Raw genomic sequence first — 25,451 nt, 5'->3', positions numbered from 1 at the left:
CGGCGGGGGCGGGGTCACCGCGTCCGCGGCTGGCCAAGGTCCGGATCACCGAGGGCCTGGGGGTGGACTGTGTCGGGAACGAGGTGGTCGTCTACCCCGACTCCGGCTGCGAGGTCGACCTCTGGGCGGCCCTGTCGGCGGAGGACCGCGCCAAGTGGCCGGACCGGGCCACGCTCTGGGTCGGCGTCGAGTACGACGAGCGGGCGGTGGAACCGACCCGGATGGTCTACGACGACGCGTGCGGCGGCGGCAAGGACTGCGACTTCGGCTACACGCAGGAGCGGTTCGTCGTCCGCGTGACGGCGACCCGCCCGGTTGCCGACACCCGCTGCGACACCTGCGAGACCTGCGAGGACACGGTGCTGTGGCTGGCCCGGATCGACGACGTGGACTGGCACCGGCCGGTCGACCGCCGACAGGTGCACGAGGAGGTCCGGCGGCCGTTCGGACTCCGCCGGCCCACCGTGATCACCGGGGTGAGCTGGACCCACGGCTCCACCTACTCCGTGGAGGAGACCCAGCAGTTGCTCGGCACCTACGAGGAGTCCGGGGGTCTCGTGGTCCGGTTCTCCGATGAGGTCCACGCCCGGAGCCTGCGGCCCGGGGTGGTGGACATCGAGGTCCTCAAGGGTGGACGAGGTGAGAACGCGAGCGTGTACCGCATGGCCGGCGAGTTCCAGGACCTGCCGGAGGACGGGTACACGAGCCAGTTCCGGTACCGACAGGTCACCGGGGAGACGCTGCAGCACCAGGACCGGGTGCTGATCACCATCCGGACCGCCTTCATCCTCGATCGCTGCTGCCGGCCGGTGGACGGGACCAACGTCGGGGGACTGGTGCCGCTGATCGGCGGAGGGGCGGAACCGGAGTTCTGCCCGGTGCCGCCGTCCGGGATCGGACCGTGGACCTCCGGCAGCGGGGCAGGCGGCGCGACCTTCGAGAGCTGGTTCTTCGTGCGGGACGACCGAGTGAGGGACCACCGATGACGGTCACGACGATGCCGGCGAGCAGCTCCCGCTCCGGCGGCTGCGGCTGCAGTGGCGGGGCGCATGCCGCGAGCGGGGGCTGCCGGTGCGGTGGCAGTCCGGCGCCCGCCACGGCGGGGTTCACCCGGCCGCGGTTCTTCGCCGGCCAGCTGCTCACCGAGGACGACCTGCAGCTGCTGATCGACTACGTCACCGGCAAGGATCGCCTGCGCAACCGGCTGCTCTTCGGCCCCGGCGTCGTCAGCGGACTGGAGGTGTTCTGCGCACCGTGCGGCGGTGGGGACGTCGTGGTGACACCCGGGTACGCGCTGGACTGCTGCGGCAGCGAGATCGTCGTCGGCTGTCCGCAGACCGTCCCCGTCACCGACCTGGTCCACGAGATGCGGGTGCGGGGTCTCGGAGTCGACTGCGGCGACCCGTGCGCCGAGCCGGATGGATCCGGGGAGGAGGGCGAGGGTACTCGGACGCGCCACTACGGCCTCTACATCCGCTACGCCGAGGCGGACGCCGAGCCCGTGGCTCCCTACGCCACCCAGGAGCCGTGCGGCCCGGTCGGCTGCGTGCCGTCCAGGGTGCGCGAGGGGTTCATCCTGTCGATCAAGTGCCCGCAGGACCCCCCGGACCACCGCTACCGTCCGGGCGACACGCTCCGCCGGGCACTGGGGGAGCTGAGCGGCTTCCTGACCGTCTGGTCCCGGGGGCGGCGGCTCGGCCAGTACCGGGAGCGGCTGCGCGCAGCCGCGCTCGCCGAGGACACCCGGATCGTCTTCGAGGCCACCGACGCGCGGCACCTCACCGCTGCGTTGGACGGTCTGCGCGCGCTGCTCGAGCGGACGGGTGGCGACCGCTCCCCGGCGCTCGACCGCCAGATGACGGAGACGGTGCGGACGCTGGCTGCGGCCGTCGCCCGCTACGACCTGTACGACGAGGCCGGCCAGAAGCGGCTGCGGGAACACTACGACGACCTGTCCCAGGTCGAGGAGGCCCGCACCACGCTGGGCCGGGCCTGCGACTGGCTCGGCCCCACGGTCGACGACTCGGCGGGTGGGCCGGACAGCACAGGAGTGTCGCTGCCCGAGCGCACCTGGCCGGACGCCGCCCGGCGCGGGGTGGCCCGGGCCGTCGTCGGGCAGACGAGGGCGCAGGTGCTGGCCGAGGGCAACCGGACGCCGATGGAGCAGCGGCTGGTCGCCCTCGGAGCACCCCTGGACCGGCCGTTGCGGTCCGACCTGCGCAGGGACCTGGCCCGGCTCAGGGAGTGGTTGCTGATCCGGCTGGAGACCTCGGCGGAGGTGACCAGCTGCGACCTGCGGGTCGACGTCGCGCGGATCGTGGCGCCGCTGCCGCTGCCTGAGCAGGACGAGGGTGACGCCGGGACGGTCGGCGCCGCGGAGCTGAAGGACCTCGCCACCCTCGCCGACGCCGTCTACGTCGTCCTCTTCCGGTACCTCGTGGACCTGGTGTGCGGCTCCCTGCTGCCGTCGCCGACCGACTGCGCGGACACGGACGTGTTGCTGGCCAGCCTCGAGGTCGACGACTGCACGGTGATCCGGATCTGCGCAGCTGATCGCGAGCAGGTCCTGCCGGGCGGGGCGACCTACAGCGCCTGGCTGCCCCAGCTCTACGAGCTGCAGGAGCTGGCCGGACGGGTCTGCTGCGGTCCGGTGCCGAAGGACACCGCTGTCAAGGCAGGTGACGGCGTGCACCTGCCGTTCGGACCGGGCTGGCTCTCCGACCAGCCGGACGCCTCGGACCTCGGCCGGCTGCTGGCGCTGGTCGGCGCCACGTCCTCGTCGTCCGCGGTGAACCGCTCGGACGCGGCGACGCGTTCGGCTCCGGCCGCCACCACGTCCGGCGTGGCGCCTGCACCCGACCAGGACGTCGTGGGGAACGGTGTTCCCGCCTCTGGCCAGGAGATCGCCGCCCTGCGGGGCCAGCTGGCCGCCGTCACGGCGCGGCTGACTGAACTGGAGAGCCGCACGCAGCCTCCGCCGGGCGAAGGACCGGCTGTACCCCCGGCCGGGCAGCCGGTCCCGGGGCCCAGCGGATCGTCTCCTCCGGCGAAGAAGGCGGTTCCCGTGAAGAAGACGGCCCCCGCGGGCACGACGGTCCCGGTCAAGAAGTCGGCCGTGGCGAAGAAGGCAGCGCCGGCGACCCAGGGGGCACCGGCCGCCGAGCAGGGGCCGGCCGCCGAGAAGGGGCCGGCGGCCGTGCAGGGGCCGGGGGCCGTGCAGGGGCCGGCGGCCGAACCGGCTCCCGGCGATGGCAACGACAACCCGGGAGCGTGAACCGATGGCCACACTCGTGCGTCCGGCCTTCTACGAGGGACAGGTGCTGGCCGCCGGTGACCTGACGGCCACGGTCGAGCAGGCGCGGGGAGCCGTCGCACGGCACAACCGCCACCAGCACGACTGGGGCATAGCCCAGGGACTCACGCTGACGAAAGAGCGTCGGACCGACCCGGACAACGGCTCGGACTTCGTCGCGGTCACGGTGCAACCCGGCGTCGCCGTGGACGGCACCGGGCGCGAGATCGTGGTGGCCGAGCCGGTGGCCCTCGAGGAGGCGGCGTTCCGGCAGACCAACGGTGCCGACCAGCCCACCACTCAGCTGTACCCGGTGTTCCTCGCTGGGCGGGACGCGCAGCCGCAGTCCGTGTCCCTGCTGACCTCCGCGTGCGGCGGCACGGCGCAGCCGACCCGTGTCGAGGAGGCGTACCAGGTCATCTTCGGCCGGCTCGGGGACGAGCGGTTCGTCGACGACCAGGTCCCCCCGGCCGTCGACGCCGGCCCGGGGAACGGAACCGTCCCCTGGCGGGTCCTGCTGGGCTTCGTGCTCTGGCAGAACGGACACTTCGCCGACGAGTTCGACACCTCGGGGAGCGTGGGACGGCGGTATGCCGGGGTCCGCGCGGACACCGTGGTCGCCCGATCCGGCCGGCTGATGCTGCGCCCCGACCCGGCGGCCGAGGCCGGCCGGTCGGCGCTCGTGCTGGACGGCGGTGAGGGCACCCTCACGTTCGGCCGGCTCAAGGGCGACGGTTCGGTCGACCGGCTGCTCGAGGTGAACCCGCAGGGCGACCTGTACGTCGGCGGGACGCTCCAGATCGGCGGCCCCACCCCCAGGGTCCTGGTCACGTCCGGCACGGCCACCGACGGGATGCTGCTCCCGCTGCCACAGGGAGTCACGCAGGTGCAGGTCGACGCCGGCAGGGTCGACCTGCACCTGCGCGTCACCCCGCGGCTGGAGCGGCCGGCGGCGCTCCCCTCCGGTCTCTGGGCTCTGGGCCCCGTCACGTGCACCGTGGACGCCGAGCGCAGGCTGCTCAGCCTGGTGCGCTGGTTGAGCGTGGACACCAAGGGCGCCTTCTGCGACCTGCCCGCGGCAGCCGACTTCCTCGTGCTCGCGACGGTGGCCGGCGACGGCCACGGAGGAGGGACGCCGTGAGCGTCACCGTGGTGCACGTGCCCCTCACCGGCCACGTCGTGGGGGCGCTCAGCGGCACCGGCCTGGCAGCCGAACCAGAGGTCGCCGACCTGACCGGCCCCGTTGGTCTGGTGGTGCACCTGTGGACCGAGGACCACACGGTGGTGGACCTTCCCCTGCCGGCCGACATGCTCCGTTGCACGACCTTGCCGAAGGTGCCGGAACCCCTCATCGAACCGATGGCTCACGAGCTGTCGGAGTCCTCCACCGGCGGCCAGACGCTCGCTCGGCTCACCGATTGGGCGCCCGGACAGCCTTCGCTGGCGTTGACGAACTCGACGCTGACGCTGGCCCTACCGGACCCCGTGACTGCGGACACGGACGTCCTGGTGGTGGTGTCCGGCGCAGCGGCGCCGTTGCAGGGGACGATCGAGGACGGGCAGCAGCAGGTGGTGCTACCGGTGACGTCGACCGCGGGCACCCACGGCGTCCTCGTGCTCGTCCCCGGCCGCTTCGGCTGGCTCGACGTCCACACGGTCTGATGAGCAGCGACCTCGGCCCGCGTCAGGACGTCGTCGTGCGGCGGTGCACGGTCGAGGTCGTCCGGCGTGGCGGTTGGAGCTGGGGTCCGGACCCCGACCTGCTCACCCGCCGGGTGCTCGATGCGCTGCCGGAGCTGCTGGCCCGCGAGCTCGACGCACTGCCGGACGGCGACGAGGACATCGAGATCACCGAGCCCGTGGTGCTCGACGTCCATGTCGGGCTCCCGGAGCTGCTCGCCGGGTCTTCCGGCCGGACCGGCGCGCCCTCCGGCGCGGGGCGACGTCTGGTCGATGTCGCCGTCCGGGCGTCGGTGCGGACCTCTCAGGTGCCGCTCGCCCGATCTCTGACAACTGGCGATGGTGCGTCGCCGGCGGGTGACCCGGACGCGCAGCCGCTGCGGGCGCCTTCGCACCCACCGGGGCCGCCGATCCTCGGGTTCGCGGCGGAGCTGGCCGCACGCCACGAGCTGGCGCCGGTGCTCGACCTGCTCCCGCAGCCGACCCGCGACGCCGTGGCCGCCACGCTCGCGCAGGCGGTCGGACCGGCCGACCCGGACGCCGTGCTGCCCGCTCTGCTGCTGAGGGTCGCTGAGTGCGGAGAGCTGGCGGTCCTCCTTGAGCTGCTGCCCATCCCGACGCTCGTGACCTGGCGCGAGCTGTGGGTGGCGAGCGCGGCGCCGGCCGGGCTGCCCCGCGATCCCGGCAGCGGAGAGCGCGGGGACGTCGCCGAAGCGGTCACTGCTGCCCTCGACGCGGCGGTCACCCGGCGCCGCGCCGAGAGAGGGGGGGACCACGTCGTCCGGAGCGGCGACCCGGCCGAACCGGGCCCGGCCCACCCGGCGACCGCCGTTTCGCAGCCCGATCCCGCTCGGGACCTGCCGTTGGCGGCCGGGCCCGCATCCGGTGACCCACGTGGCGAGCCGCTACCGGTAGCTCTGTCGCTGGGCGGCGAAGTCGTGTCAGCGGGGAACCGCGTCCGCGGACCCGTGGAGGTCGAGTCGGTACTGCCGTTCCTGGTCGCCGGAGCGCTGGCCAGGGTCGGTGTGCTGGACGCGCTGGCACCGGCGCTGACGTGCGCCGCCCGCGGGGACGACCGGCACCTGCTCCGGCAGACGCAGCTGTTCGCCGCGGCCCTGGCCTACACCGTCCTCGCGCCGCTGCACCGCGGCTGGCAGCGTGCACCCGGGACCCGAACGGCGGCGGCCGCCTTCGCCGATCTGGACGACGTCCGGGACGAGGCGTTGACCGGGTTCCTCCGCCGGGCCGCGGACGCTGCGCCGGTGCTCGATGCCGTCGTGGCGCTGACGCTCTGCCGCGGCCACACCGCGACGCGCCCACTGCTCCTCACCGAGGTGTCGGAGTCGGCCGGTGGGGGCCTCCTGCTCGTCGACCCGGAGGGGCTGTTCCCGATCGGCTGGACCGACGAGTCGGATGCCGTGGTGCGGATGTGGTCGGCGTGCGGCCGGCCCAACGTGCTGCTGGGCGCCACGCCCGGTCCGGACCCGGTGCTCGGCCCGGTGAGCACGGAGCGGCTCCGCCGGCTCACGGCTGCCGGCATGGCGATCGCCACCGACCTGCCACCGACACGGGGTGAACACCGGCTGCGGGTGCCGGGCCGCAGCGCCTGGATCTCGCCCGAGCTGCCCGGTGCGGCCGTTCCGGACCTGATCGCGCACCTCGCCCTGCTGCCGGACCAGCTGACCCGGGTCGACGACCTGGTCCGTGCACTGGCGGTGTCCCGCCGGGCCGCGCCGTTGGCACCGGTGACCGGCCTGGCTCGGACGCTGCCGCTCATCGCGGCCCTCGGGCTCGGCACGATCAGCTGGCTGCTCTGGCAGGAGCGCGAGCCGCCCGACCCCCTGTTGGCGCTGGAACGACTGGCCGACCTGAGCGGCGTCGTCCGGTACAGCAGGGACGAGGTGGCCGTCGTGGTGCCGCTGGGTCGTCGGCACGCCGACCTCCTGCGCCACGGCCTGCTGGCCGACGTCCACGACGTCCCGTGGCTGAACGGGCGGACCCTGACCTTGAGCGGGGGCTAGTCGTGACAGGACCGATCCTGACCGCGGACGCCGTGGAGCTCGCCCTCGCGCACCTGCGGGTGCGCCTGCTCCCGCTGCACAGAGCGCTGCGCCAGGCGGTGGAACGGCAGACCGCCGAGGCCGAGCAGCTCACCCGACCAGACCTCACGCCCTTCTGCGTCACCGCGCAGGAGGCCCAGCTGCAGGTGGACCGGATCGCCGCCGGGGTGCCCGCCCTCGGCCGGCCGGCGGAGGCGCGCACCGACGACGGCGACCCGGTCGGGGAACGGGAGCTGCGCCGGGCGGCCGCCGCGGCCGATGTCGTACTGCCTCTGGACGCACTGGCCTGCCGGTTCCGGCTCGACCGCCGTGAGCAGGATGTGCTGCTCCTGGCCCTTGCTCCGGAACTGGACCGGGCGTGGCAGCGTGCCTACGCCTACGTCGTCGACGACCTCAACCGCAGGCTGCCGAGCGCCGAACTGGTCGTCACCGTGCTGACGGAAGGGGGCGCGGACCCGGCGTCGGTGCGCCGGTCTCTCGGGCCGGCCGGGAGGTTGCGGCGGCACGGTCTGCTGTGCTCTGCCGGACCGTCAGCCCTCGGCTGGACAGAGGAACTGGTGCTGGGCCCGGGGCTGCCGGAGTTCCTGCTCGGCGCCGGCGGGACGGCCGACCTGATGGGAGAGGACCCGGACGAGGTCCTCCCGCCTCCCGGGTACACCGCTCCGCCGCAACTGGCGCCGGAGATGGTGCAGCGGCTCGGTGCGGCGGTGCGCAGCCGTTCGATCGACCTGGTCGGCCTCTGGGGTGGGTCGACGACCGTGCAGCGGGACGCCGCCCTGGCCCTCGCCGCTGCGGCCCGGTGCCCGCTCCGCCGCCTGCCCGTCGACCTCGCCGACCAGGCCGCCGGTGCGATGCCCGAGCAGGTCCGTGCCGCCGCGCAGCTGGCGGCCGAGCTGGGCGCGCTCCTCTGGGTGCGGAGTGACGAGCTGACCGGCCCCGCCGGTGCCGCGGTGCTGGACCTGCTGACCCGCAGCCGGCAGCCGACCGTGCTCACCGGCGCGGCGCCTGTCCGGCCGGCCGGCCTGCTCGCCGCCCGCAGCTACGCCGAGGTCGCGCAGCCCGACCCGGACCACGACCAGCGCCGTCGCATGTGGGCGGCCGCGCTCCCGGTGCTCGACGAGGGGTCGCTGACAGAGCTGGCATCGCGTTACCGGCTCAACGGGGAGGAGATGCGCGCCGTCGCGGCGGTGGCCGACGCCGGGGCACGGTTGGCCGGGAACGGGCGGCCCGCCCCGCTCGGCGACCACCTCGCGCCGGCCATCGCGTCGGTGACCCGGGGTCGGTGGGCCGGGCAGGCCCACGCCGTCACGCCGACCCGCACGATGGACGAGCTGGTGCTGCCTGCCGAGCAGTTCGCCCACCTCCAGGAGGTCGCGGCGGCGTTCCGCACCTGGCCGCGCATGGCGGATGCCTGGGGCTTCCGCCGGCGGGCCGGCGACTCGGGTGTCAGGGTGCTGTTCACCGGTGAGCCGGGGACGGGCAAGACGATGTCGGCGGATGCGCTGGCGAACTCCCTCGGGCTGGACCTGTTGTCGGTCGACCTGTCCCAGGTGGTGTCGAAGTGGGTGGGGGAGACGGAGAAGAACCTGGAGTCCGTGTTCGGCCAGGCGGAGGAGAGCCAGGCGGTGCTCTTCTTCGACGAGGCCGACGCCCTGTTCGGCAAGCGTGGCGAGGTCAAGCACGGCACGGACCGGTACGCCAACCTCGAGGTGGGCTACCTGCTCCAGCGACTGGAGAGCACCGACGCGTTGGTCATCCTGGCGAGCAACCTCCGTGAGAACATCGACCCGGCGTTCACCCGGCGCTTCCACTTCGCCGTGCACTTCTCCCGCCCGGGCCCGGCCGAGCGCCGGCGGCTGTGGCACCAGGCCTTCCCGGCAAAGGCCCCGCTGGCCCCGGACGTGGACCTGGACGTCTTCGCCCGGCTGGACATGACGGGTGCGGGGATCGTGTCGGCCGCCCGGAGCGCCGCACTGCTGGCCGCGGACGCCGGTGAGGATGCGATCTCCATGGGGGCTGTCGTCCGCGGCGTGGCCCGGCAGTACCAACGCGAGGCGCGGCTGCTCCAGCCGGCCGAGCTCGGGCCGTACGCGACCTTCCTGGGCCAGCCCGGGGCCCGATCGGCTCGGTGAGGTCCATGCCACCGCCTCCGCGCGCTCGTCCGCGACGACCGTCACCCAGCGTGGCAATGGCGCCCGCCGCCGCGCCGCCGCGCCGCGCGACCCGCTCGTCAGGCCGGGCGACGGCGCCCGTGAGGATGACGGCCGCGCCCTCACCGACAGCGTCCGTCGCCGGAGCGGGACGAGCGCAGGGGATGGTCGGCAATGCGGCCGTCGCCGCCTCGCTCGCCGGCGCTTCTGTTGCGGGCCCGGCGCTCGCCGGGCGACCACCCGCCCTCGGCAACAGCGCGATGGCGGCGTCCGCAAGCAGTTCCCAGCGCCGTCCTGGTGGCCGGCCGGCTGCGACCGCCCCCCGTCGCGCCGGGCCGACTGTGACGGCTTCGCCGCAGAAGGCGGCGGAGAGGCGGGCGGCGGGGCCGGCCGGCCCGGAAGCGGGTGCGCAGGGACGAGGGACCGCCGTACCGGTCGCGCAGGCTCCCGAGACCCCTGCGGCCGCGTCGGCCGGACCGGATGCCCGGGAGGCGATCGCCCCCGCGGTCGCCGCCGTGCGCCGACGCGCCGGTGTCGCGAAACGGCATGTACCGGCGCACACGGCGGTCGGCTCGGCACAGGCGGCTGCGATCGAGCCGCGCACGGAGCAGGTCCGAGGCGCAGCCGTCGAGACGGTGACCGGGCTCGACGCAGCGGAGCCCAAGGCCGTCGGACGCGACGACTTCAAGGCCCGGCTCAGGCAGGCAATCCGTGAGGCGACGCCGCAGCCCAGGACGGAGGACGAGGCCGCGACGGTCATGAAAACCGGTGCGACCACAGCGAGCCAGACCCTGAAGGGCGACCTGCGGGCGGAGCGTGACGCGGCCGTCGGGCCGATGCAGGCTGCCGCGCGGACGGACGTGCCGGCGTCGGCTCAGCCGGCCCCTCCGAAGACGGACCTGCACGTCCAGCCGGCTGGGCCACCGCCCGCCGCAGTGCCGGCCGGACCGGTCGTTCCTGCCCCGTTGCCGGCACAGCGACTCGACTACTCAGCTGACCGCGCCCCGACCGACACCGCCATGGCGCAGAACGACGTGACCCAGGACCAGCTCAGGAAGGGGAACGAGCCCGCCTTCGGGTCCACCATCGAGGCGCGGACGACCGCCGAGAAGCACGAAGCCGCAGCCGAGGGCCAGTACCGCGCACACGAGGCGGGGGTCCAGGAGAAGGCACTGGCCCGTGGGGAGGACGCCCTCGCCGGCGGCCTCAGCCAGGTCCATGGCCGGCGAGGGGACCAGCTCGGCAAGGTGGGGGACAAGCAGCGAGCCGTCGCGGCCCGGGACGCCGCGCGCCGCCAGGAGGTCACCAACCGGATCGCCGGGATCAAGAACGAGACGAAGGGGCAGGTCGAGGCGGTCCTCAAGCAGATCGACGACCAGGCGCCCACCATCTTCGCCGCAGGTCTCACCCGCGCTGAGGCGGCGTACGAGGCCGCGTTCGAGGACGCCAAGGGCGGCGTCGGTACCTGGCTCACGACCTGGGGCAGCGAATGGGACGAGCACATCACCCAGGCACTCGGGACGGCGCGAGCCGAGTACATGCACCAGGTCGACCTCGCCATCGACGAGGTTGCCACCTTCGTCGACAAGAAGCTGACCGAGGCCAAGGACTGCGTCGCCGCCGGCCGCCGACGGGTCGACGACTTCGTCACGGGGCTGGAGGGGGACCTCAGGCAGGTCGGCGACGAGGCGCGTGAGGCTGTGAGCGGCGACTTCGACGCCATGGCGACCCAGATCGACGAGCACCGCGATGCGTTGGTCAGCAAGCTCGCCGACCAGTACAAGGAGTCCTACGAGCGCATGTCGGCGCGCGAGGAGGAACTGCGCGAGGCGAACAAGTCGCTGTGGCAGCGCGTCTACGACGCGACCGTCGGGCTCGTCAAGAAGATCATTGCGTTCAAGGACATGCTGCTCGGTGTCCTGGCGCGGGCGGCGGGCGTGGTCAGCGACATCATCCACGACCCGATCGGGTTCCTCGGCAACCTCGTCTCGGCCGTGATGCTCGGCCTGAAGAACTTCATGGCCAACATCGGGACGCACCTGCAGAAGGGCCTGATGGACTGGATCTTCGGGGCGCTCTCCGGCGCCGGGCTGCAGCTGCCCAAGGCCTTCGACCTGCCGGGCATTGTGAGCCTGGTCCTCCAGTTCCTCGGCCTCACGTACGCCAACTTCCGCGCGCGGGCCGTCAAGATCGTCGGGGAATCGGTGGTGGGCGCGCTCGAAGGCGCGGCCGAGGTGTTCAAGGTCCTCCTCACCGAGGGCGTGGGCGGACTCTGGCGGTTCATCAAGGAGAAGGTGTCCGACCTCAAGTCGATGGTGCTCGACGCGATCTTCGACTTCGTCAAGGAGAAGGTCCTCATCGCCGGGGTCACGTGGATCATCAGCCTGCTCAACCCGGCATCGGCCTTCTTCAAGGCGTGCAAGGCGATCTACGACATCGTGAAGTTCTTCATCGAGCGCGGGTCGCAGATCATGGAACTGGTCACCGCGATCGTCGACTCCGTGGCGGCCATCGTGAAGGGGAACATCGGCGCGGCCGCCGCTTGGGTGGAGAAGGCGCTGGCCAAGGCCATCCCCGTGGCCATCGGGTTCCTGGCCAACCTGCTCGGGATCGGTGATCCGTCCAAGCCGGTCAAGGAGACGATGGCGCGGGCTCAGACGCCGGTCAACAAGGCGATCGACTGGTTGATCCGAGGGGCGGTCAAGCTGGTCAAGGCGGCTGGCAGCGCAATCAGGGGCCTGTTCGGCAGCAAAGACAAGAAGAAGCGGACGAACCACGAGAACGACCCCCAGAAGGCGGCGAAGATTGACGCCGGACTGATTGCGCTGAATCGGGCCATCGCGGCGCGCGAAAAGGATGGCAAGCTGGCGAAGGCTGAGGCGGATGAGATCGCAACTGACACTCGGAGAACTAATCCCGTATTCTCCTCGCTCTCGGTGCACGACGCCGCCGACAGCTGGCAATTCTTCTACTCGGCCAGTCCGGATGAGCCCGGGCCCAAGGCACCCAAAGCCGTTGAGGATCCGAAGATTCCACGCCGGCACGCTAAGGGCGTCGGGGAGGAGAAACTCTACGGCGAGCAAGGCTCAAGCCTCCGGAACGGGCCCGAAATCCACCATCTGGAGGCCGAGCACATCTTGCCGTTCAGAATTGGTGCGATGCTTTGGGAAGAGCTCGGGCTCCCGGAAATCAAGCGAAAGGGTCGGGTTGACAAGGAGCAGGCGACGATAATGCTCTACCGAGGAGCTGCAAAAGCGAAGACATACAAGTCGTCGGCGGGTCTGTTCAAGGCGCATGCCGACGGTCCACTCATCAGGCGTCTTAAATGCGTGCTCGACCGCGCCCGAAAGAAGGAGGGGGCGGCGCCCGCAAAGCTCAAGGGAACTGCTGCAGACGCCCCCTTGACCATGACTGGCGCTCAAGTCGTGGAGCGCGCCCGGATCGCGAATACCCTGGAGGTGGTCCGAGGTCATGCTGTGGTGCGGACCAATCAGGCGGTCCATGAGGATTACGGGGCAAAATCGGAAGGTATCGCGCTGACGCATGCCGAGCGGCGTGGGATTCCCCCCGGGGAACTTCTGCCGACGCCAGACGCGGTCGCGAAGGCCTCGAAGGATCAATTGGCGGACGTCAAGGGAATGGCCGTCGAGGCCGTGGACGAGGTCCTGGCCGAGAGGCGCAAGGGTGCGGGGTGACCTCGCGCGGCCACCGTAGCGGCGCACACGGTGAAAATGCGCGGTGGTAGGTGCGAAATGAACGGCGGGACAACCGTTCATGATCACCGCCATGTCCCCGTCTTGCCCGAGCGGCAACCGTCATTCAAGTGTCGGACAGTCGAACCGGTGGCCTTGGTCTACCAATGTTCACTCTTGCCAACAGGTCCAACCATGCTGGACTCAACTATCTGCCGCGCACATCGACGCGCTTTCAGCGCATAGCTGGAACGGACGGGTGGCGCCTCACGCGCGAGGCATTGCCTGGATGATTGCCCTCGCCGGTCGGCGGATGCTGACGCAGGTGTCCAATTCTGCGATGTCCAGGTCGGCGCGTCCGGTGCCAGGACTTGTTGGCCGACGTTCTCCGGGGATGTGTCTGGTCACCACGACATCCCGGCGGTGGCCGGCGTGCTTCTCCGCGTCACGCCTAGCGGTTCCTCGGGTGGGGTGAGCATCATCTGCTGCTCGTGAACGACCCGCGTACGTCGCCCACCGCCTACGTCAAGGCCAGTGCGGGCGGGTCGCGCCTGCGCGTGCGTACCGCTCACCTCTCCCGGGTGGCGCTGCGCTTTGTCGACGCGACGTGTTCGATGGAGCGCGCGAGGCGGTTTCTCTGGCTGGCGTCCCTACGAGCTGTACCTCTGCCGCTGACCTTCTTGCTGTCGGTTCTCGAGACAGCGGCGGCCGAGCCGAACGCACTGGTCAACCTTGCCTGTGTCGGGGCACAGGGTGCTCGAGGCCGGCATGAGCACCTCGGGGGGTGGTCTCGGTGCGGGGCGCGGGTGAGGTGCCATGTGTCCCACGGGCTTGGACCGTGTCCCATGGGCCTGGGAACCGGGTCAGGTCGAGGAGGGCGCCGGGCCTGACCGGCGTTCCGTCGACAAGGCCTTCCAGGGGTGAACCGGTGTTGACGATGGCGTCGGGCTTGGAGAGATTGACGGGCGGGAGGGGACTATGGTCCGGTCCGAGCCGAAAGCTGCAGCATGACCTGCCACCACGCCCCGCGACAGGGACGTCTCACCTGCAGGGGCATGCGGGTCCTGACACCCTCGGCCGGCGAGCGAGCTCGTCGACCGGCCGCGCTACAGGATCCATTCTCCCGTCGATCTCCGCAGCGCCACCGCCCGCGACGCGAGGAAGCCGATCGCTGCACACCCGGCGACGAGCGGGATGTCGATGAGCAGGAACGCCCAGTTGAGCCGCCACTCACCTGAGAGCACCGTGGCCAGGAAGCCGGCCACGATCGAGAAGGCGAGGCCGACCGCCAGTCGCCGCCTGGCCGTGAGCTGCCCGAGCAGCAGTCCGCAGATCAGGCCTGCGGTGATGGGGAAGATCTCCTCCACGAATCCTCCTTCAGGCAGGTGCCGGCGCCCTTCGGCGAAGCGGCGGCGATCGTGTGCCGACTGTCCAGTCGCGCCGTCACGGGGACGTCACCGGTGACGGTCGGGTGACAGGGTGTCCGGCCGCCGGGCCAGTCGGGCGACGCGCCCCGCGGGTCTGGTACGGCCGCAGGGAGATGACCGACGCGGCAGTGACGTCGCGGTGACGCTCGCCCGGGATGCTCAGCCGGCCGGACCACGAGGAGGCGGAGATGCACGACGCGCCGCAGGCTCGTCCCTCCGCCGCCCGGAGACCGGGCTCGGAGCCCTGACCAGATGCAGCGCATCCCGCGTGGCGTGACCGACGACGACCGACTGGCCGTCGTCGGCACCCGTGCCGGTGTGCTGCTCGCCCTGGATCCACGAACCGGGGACGTGCGCTGGCGCCAGGGGCGGGGACTGCGGCCGTGCGCCGTCACCGCGCACGCCGTCGTCGCTGTTCGGGTGGACGATCCGGACGGGCCCGTGGTCGTCGTCCTGGACAGCGCGGACGGTCGGGAACTCTGGACGGCCGTCCTCCCCGACGTCCCGATCTGGGCGCGGCGCGCCCTTGCCGACGATCCGCCGTCCTCGCTGGACTGCACCCTCGACGGCGAGCAGGTCCTGCTCCGTTGGGAGGCCAGCACCTGGTACGAGGGCGGTGCGGCACCCGGTGCACGCGTCCTGGACGAGCACGCTCGGCAGGCGGACGGGGCTGTGCGTGTCGATCTGGGATCCCGGTCGGTCCAGCCCGCGTCACCGGGGGACCTCGCCGCCCACGCCCGACCCGAACGGGAGACGGCGGAGCTCGCCGGGGACCGCGGTCTCGCTGCCGACGTCGTCGACGCCGGGCGGGCCGGGGGGCTCCGTGTCGAGTTGGCGACCCCCGCGGCCACCGACGCCGTGGTCCTCCGCGGCGTCGATCAGGAGGACGACGCGGTGCTCTGGGAGGTCCTCCTCGACCAGCAGACCCGCCGCCCACCCCCGCTCCCTCAGTAGCCGATCCGACCGAAGCCCGAGGTGACCATGAACATCCCTGACGAGGACCTGGCGAGGACCAAGAACCTCAGCGTGGAGCAGGTCCAGGTGCTGCGCCAGACGCGCGGTACCACCACCGACACCCTGGCAGGGCTCTCCGACGCCGCGGTGCAGCGCGCGATCCGGCGCAGTGAGTACCCGGACATGCCGCGGGAGCGAGCGCTGTTCCGACTCGAGCAGGAGGGGGACGACGACGGACGGGTGCCTGCCAACGCCCTGGCCGCCGCGGTTGCCACGCGTGCGCTCATGGTCGCGACGTCGACGAGCCGGACCGCCGCCGGCGTGCCGACCGGGCCGGCAGTCGCCCCCGGTGGCGGACCGACGGCCGGACTGGAGTCCGCGGTGTGGGAGTGGATCGGTCCCGGGAACATCGGGGGCCGCACCCGAGGGATCGTCGTGGATCCTGCCGATCCCGACCGGATGTGGACGGCCAGCGCGGGTGGCGGCGTGTGGCAGACGACGGACGGCGGCGGCTCGTGGGCCCCGGTCGACGACTTCCTGGCCAATCTGGCCTGCGCGTCCATCGCGATGGACCCGTCCCGGCCGACGCACATCTACGTCGGCACCGGTGAGGGGTTCAACAACGCCGACGCGCTGCGTGGGGCCGGGATCTTCCGGACGACCGATGCGACGACGTGGTCCCGGCTGCCGTCCACGGCCACCCCGGACTTCCACGAGGTCAACCGGATCGCCGTCTCGCCGTCGGGCACGGTGGTGCTGGCCGCCACCGGGACCGGCATCTTCCGGAGCGCCGACGCGGCGAGGGCGACCTGGACGAAGGTCCACGACGTGGCCACCGGTGACGTGCGGTTCGACCCTCAGGACGACGACCGCGCGGTGGCCGGTGCCGTCGACGCAGCCGAGGCCTGGTTCACCCAGGACGGCGGACTCACCTGGACGGCCGCCGGGCACGGGCCCTGGTCCGGGCGGGTCGAACTCGCCTATGCCGCCGCCGACCCGACGATCGTGTACGCCTCCGTCCAGGCCACGAACGGGGAGATCTGGCGGTCCGAGGACAGGGGGCAGAGCTATGCACCCCGCAAGACCGTCGACGTCGACGGTCACCCTGCGCCGTACCTGGGCGACCAGGGCTGGTACGACAACGTCATCTGGGCAGGCGATCCGACCAGCAGCGACCTGGTCGTCGTCGGTGGCATCAACCTCTGGCGCAGCCTGGACGGCGGCGACCACCTGGCGGAGATCAGCACGTGGTGGGCAGCCCCGGCGTCGGCGCACGCCGACCAGCACGCCTTCGTGGCGCACCCGGCCTACGACGGCGTCACCAACACCACGGTCGTCGTCGGCAACGACGGCGGCGTGTACCTCGGCGACCTGGCCGCGGTCGGCACCGAGGCAGCCCCGCCGTACACGTCGGGGTGGACGGAGCTGGTGAACGACTACGGGGCGACGCAGTTCTACGGCGGGGCCGGCAACACATCCAGCGGCAAGATCATCGGTGGTGCTCAGGACAACGGGACGCTCTGCTACGACCCTTCGGGGGGCACGGAGAGCTGGACGACGATCTTCGGGGGCGACGGCGGCTGGTGCGCCGCGGATCCCACCGACCCGATGGTCTTCTACGGCGAGTACGTGTTCCTCAACATCCACCGCAACACCGACGGGGGGACGACCGACGACACGTCCGGCGACCGCTACATCAGCGGCCAGTTCTTCAACCAGGCCACGCAGGCGTGGGACTGGAAGCCCGTGCCGTTCCAGATCCCCGATGCGCGCTTGGGGAAGGCCCTGTTCATCGCCCCCTTCGTGCTGGACCCCAACGAGCCGGAACGTCTCCTGGCCGGCGGGTTGCAGCTGTGGCGGACCGACGAGGCGAAGCGGGCCAACACGCCCACCTCGGGCCCCCGTTGGGCTTCGGTCAAACCGAGCACGGGCTCGCCGATCAGCGCGATCGCCGTGGCGCCGTCCGACTCCGACTCCGTCTGGGTGGGGCACCGCAACGGGATGGTGTTCCGGACGGCGAACGGGACGAGCCCCACTCCCACCTGGCAGCGGGTCGGCGCGACCGGCCCGAACGCGCTCACGCCGCAGCGGTACTGCACCAGCATCACCGTCGACCCCGGCGACCCGGACACCGTCTACGTCGCGTTCGGGGGATACCTGAGCGACAACGTGTGGATCACCCGGAACGGTGGAGCCGACTGGTTCCCGCCGGCGTCGGTGCTGCCTCCCGCGCCGGTGCGTGCCGTCGCCGTCCATCCCGGGCAGCCCCAGTTGGTCTACCTCGGCACCGAGGTCGGGCTGTTCGCCAGCGACGACGCCGGCGGGCACTGGTCACCCACCAACGAGGGCCCAGCCAACGTCTCGGTGGACGACCTGATCTGGATGGACGAGACGCTGGTCGCCGTGACCCACGGCCGCGGCATGTTCCGGATCGACCTGTCGGGTGTGTGAACGGCGGCTCGGTCGAGTGACCGGGCGGCTGATCCGATGACTGACCAGGCGTCCGGCGCCCGGCAGGGAGCCGTCCGTAGCGCCCGGCGATGAAGCCCGAGGGCATGGGACGGACTGAGCCAGTCCACGGCACCGGTTCCGGCCGTCGCGACCACGCTGGGCCCGGTCGTGTGACCAGCCCACTCGTCGTGGCCACCGGAAGGTCCGTGGACGCGCGATCACAGTTCCTTGACGCCGCCGTGACGCCTGGCGCCTGAGATCTGTACATCACCACCGACATGGCGGTGAGAGGACGGGAAGCGCACCTGGGCCTCGGGTCGGCGCCACCCCAGGGACCGGTGTCGACACGCGTGTGCCGACGGAGTTCGTCGGCGAGCGCGCCACCGGCAAGGCGGACGCAGCCGGCCGTGCCTGAGGCGTCGGCCCCGGCGGTTCAGGCGAACCGTGATGATCTGCCCGAACCGACGCGGCGCCGTTCGGCGGGCCCGGTCAACGGGGATGAGTGAGCAGGGAAGGAACGGGGCGTGCAGGTCTTCGGCTGAACAACCTGAGGCCGGAGATCTACTTCGTGACGCTCCGGTGGACTCCCATGTCCGGTCGTCGTGAGGCGTGGAACCGACATCGGGGTCACTGCCCGGCGGCGTCGGCTCCGTTCGGGCCTCGTCCCTCGTTCCCGGGCGGCGCTCCTGAGGCACGCGGGTCCGTGCGCTCGAGGCGCTGACGGATCGCCGCGACGTTGAGCGCCGGCGGCGCGTCGCTGCTCAGGCCCCGGCGCCGGCACGCAGCCACGGCAAGAACGCGTTGGGGGCGGTGCGCAGCGCCGGCCGCAGCTCTGGGTGGTGACGCAGGATCACCGACGCCATCGTGTTGTCGGCCAGCCACTGCATCCCGGGCGCCGTGTACACCGCCGGCGTGAAGTCCTGCGACAGGAACCGGTCGCTGTTGAGCCGGCGCGACGCCATCACGATGAAGATGCGGAACGCGGTGTCGCTGAACGCGAAGCCCGCGGGCCGACGCTCGGCGTACAGGCCCACCATGAGGTCGACCTCCTCCACGTCGCCGCCGTAGAGCCGCGACATCTGCCCGGCGACGTCGGGGTCGTCGGTCAGCTCCTCGAAGGTCGCCGGGGCGCGGAGGCGCAGACGGCGCCGGAACTCGCAGTACCGCGGCACGCCGAGCTCCCGGTGCCGCAGGACGTCGACGGCGGCGAGGTCCATCACCTTCCCGTCCGGGCGCACGAACTCCTGCAGGGACACCGGGAAGTTGTGCAGGGTGACCAGACCGGGGTGCTCGGTGCCGAGGGAGTAGAGGAGGTCAGCGATCGGCACGGTCTCGAGGAGGGCCAGGGACTTGGGCCCGGACAGCTCGCGCAGGGTGTAGGGCTCCGCCCGGTACCGCCCGTCATCGACGTGTGAGCGCAGGTCGAACAGGTCCGGCACCAGCGGGTGCATCCGGTAGACGGCCGCGAACTCCTCGGTCAGGGAGTACGGGACCCCGTAGTCCTGGGTCGGTGACCCCGGGATGCCGCTGATCAGCTCACTGTCGCTCAGCCGGCCGAACGCGGTGCCCAACCGCTGACCCGCCAGCCCCCACCAGTTCGCCCGCAGGGCGGTGACCGTCACCGGGTGGCTGATGACCGCGGGGGTCCATTCCACCGTGTGGATCTTGGCGGTGAGCGCGGCGACGACGAGCCGGGCGCGCTGGAAGAGCTCCTCGTCCCCCCACCTGGGGAACTCTGCGGCGAGCATGTCGCAGACGGCGTTGTGCTCGCGGGTGAAGAGGGTCTGCAGCGGGACCAACCCGAGCCAGAACCCCGGTTCCTCGAGCGTGGGGTGGTCGCTCCTGGGCGTGGGCAGCATCCCGCTGGCCTCGACGCGCAGCTTCCCGCCCTCGAAGGCCCGGGCCTCCCGCTGCTGCTGGGCCGTGCTGCCGTAGATCTGCGAGGCGTCCCACCAGTGGGTGCAAGTGTTGATGGAGGTCCGTGGTGAGGAGGTGTCCGGCCGGGTCGGGTCCTCGGGCGTGCGCATGATCGTCATCGGCCGATCAGGCCACGGGTCGTCGTCGGCCAGGTCGACCTGCCAGGGGGCGTCGGTGGGGCTCTTCCCGTGGCTGAACCAGTCCCGGATCATCCACTGCAGCCAGGAGGCCACCAGCGCGTTCACCGACGTCGCGGGGATGAACTCCGTGCGGGTCATCAGCTGCCGGCTGACCTCACGGGGACTGGGTTCCAGGACCTGGGCCGGCGTCGGCCGGGCAGCCGCCGAGAGCGGGACGTTGCGCCCGAAGCGCGAGCCGGCCATGCCCGTGGCGGGCGCGCGGAGGTCGTTGTGGGTGCCCTCGACGGTCCGCTCGGTCAACATCCGCGGTTCGAGGGGAGGGACGGCGGGCGGCTGCACCGTCGGCAGCGCGGAGGTGTCGTAGAGGTTGTGCCGGCGCAGCGAGTCCCGGAGCCCCGCGAGGACTGCCAGCGCCAGGGGCGGGGACAGGCGGTCCCAGCCGCGACTGCGGTCCAGGGCCCTGGCCGCGGCGCGGTGGACCCGCGACCACCGACCCGACCGGTGACCGTTCGAGGTCGCGCCCGGGTCGAGGGGCTGGGACGTGGTCATGGTGTGGTCTCCTCGGAAGAGCGGCGTGCTGACCTCGTCCAGCCGGAGCTGGCCGACGACGAGATCAGCGGCACCGGGGGGCACGACGGGGGAGTCCCGCGGCGAACCGGCGGCGCGGCGGCTCGGGGCGGTGCGACCGCAGGTTCACGATCGACAGGACCAGGTTGACCGCCGAGATGGCGGTGGCCATGGCACCGGCACGCCGGGGCAGGTCGCCGAGCTGCCAGGCGATGAACGCCGACACCGTGTCGCTGCCGTGGACGAGCGGGGCCAGCCGTTCTGCGTGCCACCGCCGGCGCGTGTCCGGGGTCAGCAGCTCCGCCCCGATGAGGACGGTCCTGATACCGAACATCCGCAGCGGGTACCGCATCCCCGGCTGCGTCGTCGGGTCGATGTCCAGCCGGCGGATGACCAGACCTGGTGCGAGCAGACCCGCCGTCCCCATCGTCAGGCGGACGGCGGCAAGCAGCACGCGGGCCAGATCGGTGCTGGGGGTCATGGGCGGTCCTTCCCGTCGCGCACGGACGACTGGTGAGCCGGGTGGGAGGCGAGGTGGTGCAGGGCGCGGACGCCGGGCAGGAAGAAGTAGCCCCCACCGCGGAGCCGCAGGAAGCGCGGCAGGTCCAGCAATCGGTGGCGGACGGGATCGGCCGGGAGGGGGAACACCCCGCCGCCGTCCGGCGGGTGGTGGCCGGCGATCGGGTCCGGGCTGCCGTGCAGGCCCGCAAACGCCGGGTTGTCCATCCAGGTGTGCTGGACGAACTCGAACTGGCGGCTGAGGTTGGCGTTCAGACAGAGGAAGTGCAGCCCGCGCTCACCGTCGGGCCCGGTCCCGTCGGAGGTCCCCGGCGGGGGGCCGTACTGCCGACCCCGGCGGATCAGCCGGTGCCGGTCGTTGACCCGCACAGAGGCGTCCGAGCCAGGACGAGGATCGAGCGAGTCCCGCGGGTTGGCCCGGCGGACGTGCGCGGCGATCGGGCAGCCCAGGCCGGCCGCGTCGCCGTCGCGGTGGTACCGGAAGTCGTTGTCGACCGGCTCGTCGCCGAGCGGGTGGTCGCGGCTCACGGTCAGGGACGTGCCGTCGGGCCAGCGTCCGACCATCTTGGCCGCCACCTGCTCAGGCGGCAGCCCGGTCCGGGCCGCCCACCGGTGGACGTGGCTCCAGAAGGCGTCGACGTCGACGGCCAGCGTCCGGACGACGAGGTAGCTGCCGTCGCGGCCGAGGTCGACGCTGTCGGGCGCGTCCGCGCGGGGCGCGGGTGGCAGCACCCGGCCCGGGTCGTCCGCGGCGGGGAGCAGCGGGCGCCCGGTGCGCCGGCCGTAGGCGTTGGGGTACCCCAGCAGGAACTCTCCCAGCGCGACGCCCCGCTCGCTGCGGCCGTGCAGGCCGGTCACCGCGGGCTGGGAGATCCCGTCGGCGAACCCGAGGTGGTCGCGGGGGGACACCGGCGTCGTGGGCAGCGCGACGACCTCCCGGACGCCGTCGGCCGGGAACCGCTGCCGGATCGAGTCGCGGTGCGCGGTGAGCTCCTCCGCTGATCGGGCGTACAGGAGGAGGAGGAGGTCGACCCGCGGGTGGTGCGGTCCGCCCCACGCCCAGGTGGCCGGCGCCTGCTCCCCGACGTCCCCGAGGAAGGCGCTGCGGGTGGGGGCGGCCATCCCGCCGGCGAACTCCAGGGAGAACCCCGCCAGCGCCGCCTGCGGCATCCCCAGCCGGCCGAGGCCCGGGTGGCTGACCGCGACGTTGAGCGCGCTGTCGGCACGGTCGCCGGCCATGCTCGTCACGAGGGGGAGCAGGTCGGCGAGCAGCCTGCGGCCCGCGGCGCCGTCGTCGACCTGCAGGCCGAGGAACACCGCCTCCGGCAGGCGGCCGTAGCCGCTGCCCACGAGCCCCTGGACGTCGGCGCGGTCGAGGCGCCGCCCACTGTCGGTGACAGGAGGTGGGGCGCCGGTCCCCGCGCCGGCCAGGCCGGCGCGGCGGTTGCCGGCCGTCAGAGCAGGGCGAGCCATGCGCGGGCCTCCGCGTCGGACAGCGAGCGCCGGGCCAGCCCGGTGCGGATGGCCGCGTTCGAGCCGGTGTTGAGAGCGGTGAGCTGGTCGTAGGCCGACCACCAGACCTGGTTGAGTGCCTGGTGGTTGCGCAGATGGTCCTTGAACAGGTCCTCCTGGCGGGCGCCTCGCCAGAGGAGGAGGACCGTCGGGGGATAGCCGATCCCGTTGCTGAAGATGGCGTTGAGGCCCCAGGCGACCTTGTCGATGAAGTCGTTCATGTAGCTCTCGAGGCTGCCGTCGTAGGCGCTGAGGAAGACCATCCGTTCCGGTGTGAGGTAGACCCAGCGCGCGAAGTGGATCGTCTTGACCCCGGCGAGGTCGCCGCGGTTGAGCACGTGGCGGACGGCGTAGCTGATCGCGAGGAGGACGACCCGGGTGAGGACGGCCCGGAAGGGCCCCGGCTTGAGGAAGCCGACGGCAGCGAACGGGTTCTGACCCACGCGGTCCTCGGCGGCCCGCAGGCGCTCCACGGCGGCGGGATCGGGCCGCTGACGGTCGGGCACGTCCCGGACCTCGTGCAGCCGGAGCGCGACGGCCACGAACGGCAGCGCCAGGAGGATGAGGGGGGCCACCGGCAGCAGCACCAGCGGGACGGCGACCAGGTGGGCGCGCTCGCGCGTCCGCCACCACACCGGCGGCCGGCGCGCAGGCACGGCCCCGAACCGCAGCTGCGGGTCGGCGAGCGCGTGCCGGCGGAGGACTGCGTGGATCTGGCCGGGGGACAGGCCTGCCACGTCCGCCCGGTGCGCGTCGAGGTAGGTCTCCAGTCCCCGGCGCAGCCCCTCCTCGGCGAGGACCTGCGAAACGCCCCGTCCGACCGTGTTGACGTAGAAGGCCGCTTCGGGGATCCGGTGGGCCTTCAGCCACGCCGTCCGGCCGTCCGGGTCCGGTCGCTCCGGGTACCCGGTGCAGGAGCCGAACGCCCGGTCCAGACCCTCGGCCGAGACGTCGGCCAGCGCACGGAGGTGGGCCTCGGCCGAGCCGTCCAGGTCGGCTGCGTAGAGCAGGCTCGGGCCGATCTCCGCGCCGGTCGGGCTCGGACCTCCCTCCACGAGGAGCAGCCGGGCGAAGTGCAGGCCGGGGTGCCGGTCGAACGCCAGGGCCGAACGTCCGGGCCCGGCGAGATGCGCCAGCGCGTCGAGCACCCGGTCCCTGTTCTCCGGCGGCAGCGGTGCGAGGACCGTGACCGCGGACTGCTGGGGCATGCCGGTCCTCCCTCAGCCCTCGGACGCGACGCGCGGGTGTGCGGTGCCGGGCCGGCGTCGTGGCTCCGGAGCCCGGTCGCCGTCGGGGAAGACCTCGGTGCCGTCGGGCTCGACGTGCGGCGAGGCGTTCATCGACTGACGGAGCTCGGCCAGCTCCTCGTACATCCGGCGCCGAGCGCGGTTGGAGTTACCGAGGGGCCGGTGCTCCGGGAGGCTGTGCCACGGGTTGTACCGGAGCACGTCGGCGAAGGCCAGCTGCGCGTCACTGTCGAAGCGCTGGGCCGGGAGCCGCAGCCGGGCCACCGGGAGGTACGGCGAGAGGCGTTCGGGCCACTTCACGGTGGCGTCCTCGACCGGCATCCGGTGCGGGTCGGTCTGCACCTGCACCATGAAGTCCATCTCCCAGTGGCCGGCGGCCAGCGTGCGGACCATGGCGTCGCGCAGGTAGTTCTCGCCGGGGTGGGCGGGGATCCTCGTCCGGGGCTCCTGCCTCGGCTTGAGGGAGTACTGGACGGCCCGTCCCTCGCCGAGGAGGAACGGCACGTTGCTGTAGTACTGCACCTCCAGCGGGTTGCCGTGCACGGGGCTGTAGAGCAGCTGCATCGTCAGGTGGAGCAGGTGGCGCCCCGGCGGGTCGAGCAGGTAGCCCAGCGGGGCCTTGGCCCGCACCCACCGCTGCATCCTGGAGTTCTCCCGGACGTCCGGCGTGACGAAGCTCGCGGGCGAGACCAGGATCAGGTCCTGGGTGCGCTGCTCGTCGGGCATGAGCTTCCGGCCGTCCACGTCCATGACCTTGATCGCCACCGAGCACTGGCCCAGGTCCTCGAGGTCAGGGGGCGAGAAGGGGCCGGGACCGGAGAACCGGACCCACGCGGGATGGGTCCGGGGCTCGCGGAGGAGCCCGTGCCGCAGGTCCTCGGGCAGGTCGGGGAGGACGGTGAACTCCCCGCGCAGGACCCCGAACGTCTTGGTGTTCCCGAACCGCTGCGCACCGCCGGGCAGCCAGTTCTCACGGGTGAACGCGCTGATCGTGTCGATGATCTCCTGGTTGCAACGCTCCTCGTCGGGCAGCTCCCGCTCCTCGGCGAGGCCCAGACGCTCGTCCTCGCGCCGCAGCAGGTTCTGCAGGCCCTGCAGCAGGGCGAACAGCGGCGGGCGCAACCACCGGTCGAAGTGCTGGCGGTACAGGAACTCGAGCCGGCGCTCCAGGCGCCACGTCCAGAGGAACAGGTCGCTCAACGGGCGCAGCACGGCGTAGGTGAACGGGCCCTCCGGGTTCACGGCGCGGCCCTCGCAGCGGGAGGTCGGGGCGGACGCGCGGCTACCGCTGGCGCAAGGTGAACCACCCGACCCGCCGATTCCACAACCAGATGACGCCGAGGTACAGGCCGGGGGTCACGAGACGGATCTCGTCGCGGACCATCCGGGCCACGACCGACGTCCTCGAGTAGTCGATGAGGACGCACTTCCCACCGTCGACCCAGCTGCGGTCGTGGGACAGGAGGGCCCGGATCGTCCGCGTGCGCAGCGGTCCCACGAGGTTCTCCAGCGACCGGCCGGAGGGCTCGGTCTCCTTGCCCTGCCAGACCGCGAGGTGGACGAGCCGAGCCAGGGGTCCGCAGGCACGGGTCCCGGGGAACAGCAGCGTGGTGCCGGGCAGGCGTCCGCGCGGGAGGTCTCCCGCGCGGCTGGACCGGAACACGGTGTCCAGTTCCCGGTTGTCCAGCCTCCGGAGGGAGCGCTCGTCCAGGGCGTCCTCCCGGAGGACGGTCGCGGCTCGGAACATCGCTGAGGCCTCCTGCGGCATCGGTGACGACGGGCGGGATGCAGACCTCCCATCGACCGGGGCCCTTCCGCGGAACCACCCTCGCGGTCACGGTGG

16 protein-coding genes are annotated in these 25,451 nt (G+C 72.4%); 9 read left to right on the top strand and 7 right to left on the bottom strand.

The window, feature by feature from the left end:
- The 7 genes from FHL80_RS25520 to FHL80_RS25515 form a co-directional block, all read left to right on the top strand.
- Window positions 1-986: hypothetical protein (locus tag FHL80_RS25520; protein ID WP_216870684.1), on the top strand; the 986-nt coding region annotated here is incomplete at its 5' end.
- Entirely contained in the window at window positions 983-3,274 is a 2,292-nt protein-coding gene (locus FHL80_RS12630) for a hypothetical protein (RefSeq protein WP_138733764.1), read from the top strand. The genes FHL80_RS25520 and FHL80_RS12630, both read left to right, overlap by 4 nt.
- A 4-nt stretch (window positions 3,275-3,278) precedes the next feature.
- Complete coding sequence (locus FHL80_RS12625; RefSeq protein ID WP_138733763.1) at window positions 3,279-4,433, top strand: hypothetical protein; 1,155 nt, start codon at window positions 3,279-3,281, stop codon at window positions 4,431-4,433.
- Complete coding sequence (locus FHL80_RS12620) at window positions 4,430-4,954, top strand: hypothetical protein (RefSeq protein WP_138733762.1); 525 nt, start codon at window positions 4,430-4,432, stop codon at window positions 4,952-4,954. The genes FHL80_RS12625 and FHL80_RS12620 overlap by 4 nt, the downstream gene beginning before the upstream one ends.
- Window positions 4,954-6,993 (top strand): hypothetical protein, encoded by a 2,040-nt coding sequence (locus tag FHL80_RS12615; protein ID WP_138733761.1) that lies wholly within the window; start codon window positions 4,954-4,956, stop codon window positions 6,991-6,993. The genes FHL80_RS12620 and FHL80_RS12615 overlap by 1 nt, the downstream gene beginning before the upstream one ends.
- 2 nt (window positions 6,994-6,995) lie before the next feature.
- Entirely contained in the window at window positions 6,996-9,164 is a 2,169-nt protein-coding gene (locus FHL80_RS12610; protein WP_216870683.1) for an AAA family ATPase, read from the top strand.
- A 182-nt stretch (window positions 9,165-9,346) separates the two neighbouring features.
- Complete coding sequence (locus tag FHL80_RS25515; RefSeq protein ID WP_216870682.1) at window positions 9,347-12,877, top strand: hypothetical protein; 3,531 nt, start codon at window positions 9,347-9,349, stop codon at window positions 12,875-12,877.
- Window positions 12,878-13,980: 1,103 nt separating this feature from the next.
- On the opposite strand, the gene FHL80_RS12600 is transcribed toward FHL80_RS25515, so the two are convergent.
- Window positions 13,981-14,241, bottom strand: coding sequence for a hypothetical protein (locus tag FHL80_RS12600; RefSeq protein WP_138733759.1), 261 nt, complete (start codon window positions 14,239-14,241; stop codon window positions 13,981-13,983).
- Window positions 14,242-14,574: 333 nt separating this feature from the next.
- On the opposite strand from FHL80_RS12600, the gene FHL80_RS12595 reads away from it, so the two are divergent.
- Both FHL80_RS12595 and FHL80_RS12590 read left to right on the top strand, forming a co-directional pair.
- Window positions 14,575-15,255 (top strand): outer membrane protein assembly factor BamB family protein, encoded by a 681-nt coding sequence (locus tag FHL80_RS12595; RefSeq protein ID WP_216870681.1) that lies wholly within the window; start codon window positions 14,575-14,577, stop codon window positions 15,253-15,255.
- Between the two features lie 27 nt (window positions 15,256-15,282).
- Entirely contained in the window at window positions 15,283-17,706 is a 2,424-nt protein-coding gene (locus FHL80_RS12590; protein WP_138733757.1) for a WD40/YVTN/BNR-like repeat-containing protein, read from the top strand.
- 761 nt (window positions 17,707-18,467) lie between these two features.
- On the opposite strand, the gene FHL80_RS12585 is transcribed toward FHL80_RS12590, so the two are convergent.
- The 6 genes from FHL80_RS12585 to FHL80_RS12560 form a co-directional block, all read right to left on the bottom strand.
- On the bottom strand, window positions 18,468-20,312 hold the full coding sequence (locus FHL80_RS12585) for a peroxidase family protein (RefSeq protein WP_138733756.1): 1,845 nt from the start codon (window positions 20,310-20,312) through the stop codon (window positions 18,468-18,470).
- A 64-nt stretch (window positions 20,313-20,376) separates the two neighbouring features.
- Entirely contained in the window at window positions 20,377-20,811 is a 435-nt protein-coding gene (locus tag FHL80_RS12580) for a hypothetical protein (RefSeq protein WP_216870680.1), read from the bottom strand.
- Complete coding sequence (locus FHL80_RS12575) at window positions 20,808-22,322, bottom strand: Dyp-type peroxidase (protein ID WP_216870679.1); 1,515 nt, start codon at window positions 22,320-22,322, stop codon at window positions 20,808-20,810. The genes FHL80_RS12580 and FHL80_RS12575 overlap by 4 nt, the downstream gene beginning before the upstream one ends.
- Window positions 22,304-23,569 carry a hypothetical protein gene (locus FHL80_RS12570; RefSeq protein ID WP_138733755.1) on the bottom strand — a complete coding sequence of 422 codons (1,266 nt, stop codon included), beginning with the start codon at window positions 23,567-23,569 and terminating at the stop codon, window positions 22,304-22,306. Before FHL80_RS12570 ends, FHL80_RS12575 begins: the two co-directional genes overlap by 19 nt.
- A gap of 12 nt (window positions 23,570-23,581) precedes the next feature.
- Window positions 23,582-24,850 (bottom strand): catalase family protein, encoded by a 1,269-nt coding sequence (locus tag FHL80_RS12565; RefSeq protein WP_216870678.1) that lies wholly within the window; start codon window positions 24,848-24,850, stop codon window positions 23,582-23,584.
- A 40-nt stretch (window positions 24,851-24,890) separates the two neighbouring features.
- The gene (locus FHL80_RS12560) at window positions 24,891-25,355 is read right to left on the bottom strand and encodes a hypothetical protein (RefSeq protein ID WP_138733754.1); all 465 of its coding nucleotides are present in this window, start codon (window positions 25,353-25,355) and stop codon (window positions 24,891-24,893) included.
- Window positions 25,356-25,451: the final 96 nt, after the last annotated feature.

The organism is Modestobacter excelsi (assembly GCF_005930495.1).
Lineage (GTDB): Bacteria > Actinomycetota > Actinomycetes > Mycobacteriales > Geodermatophilaceae > Modestobacter > Modestobacter excelsi.
The sequence above is the reverse complement of the archived record's forward strand: the minus strand, read 5'-3'. Positions and strand labels throughout refer to the sequence as shown.

What these genes read in the sequence shown, in the direction of transcription:
- FHL80_RS12570 (WP_138733755.1), bottom strand. Translation starts at nt 23,569, where the DNA reads ATGCCCCAGCAGTCCGCGGTCACGGTCCTCGCACCGCTGCCGCCGGAG.
- FHL80_RS12575 (WP_216870679.1), bottom strand. Translation starts at nt 22,322, where the DNA reads ATGGCTCGCCCTGCTCTGACGGCCGGCAACCGCCGCGCCGGCCTGGCC.
- FHL80_RS12630 (WP_138733764.1), top strand. Translation starts at nt 983, where the DNA reads ATGACGGTCACGACGATGCCGGCGAGCAGCTCCCGCTCCGGCGGCTGC.
- FHL80_RS25515 (WP_216870682.1), top strand. Translation starts at nt 9,347, where the DNA reads ATGGTCGGCAATGCGGCCGTCGCCGCCTCGCTCGCCGGCGCTTCTGTT.
- FHL80_RS12585 (WP_138733756.1), bottom strand. Translation starts at nt 20,312, where the DNA reads ATGACCACGTCCCAGCCCCTCGACCCGGGCGCGACCTCGAACGGTCAC.
- FHL80_RS12580 (WP_216870680.1), bottom strand. Translation starts at nt 20,811, where the DNA reads ATGACCCCCAGCACCGATCTGGCCCGCGTGCTGCTTGCCGCCGTCCGC.
- FHL80_RS12615 (WP_138733761.1), top strand. Translation starts at nt 4,954, where the DNA reads ATGAGCAGCGACCTCGGCCCGCGTCAGGACGTCGTCGTGCGGCGGTGC.
- FHL80_RS12590 (WP_138733757.1), top strand. Translation starts at nt 15,283, where the DNA reads ATGAACATCCCTGACGAGGACCTGGCGAGGACCAAGAACCTCAGCGTG.
- FHL80_RS12560 (WP_138733754.1), bottom strand. Translation starts at nt 25,355, where the DNA reads ATGTTCCGAGCCGCGACCGTCCTCCGGGAGGACGCCCTGGACGAGCGC.
- FHL80_RS12625 (WP_138733763.1), top strand. Translation starts at nt 3,279, where the DNA reads ATGGCCACACTCGTGCGTCCGGCCTTCTACGAGGGACAGGTGCTGGCC.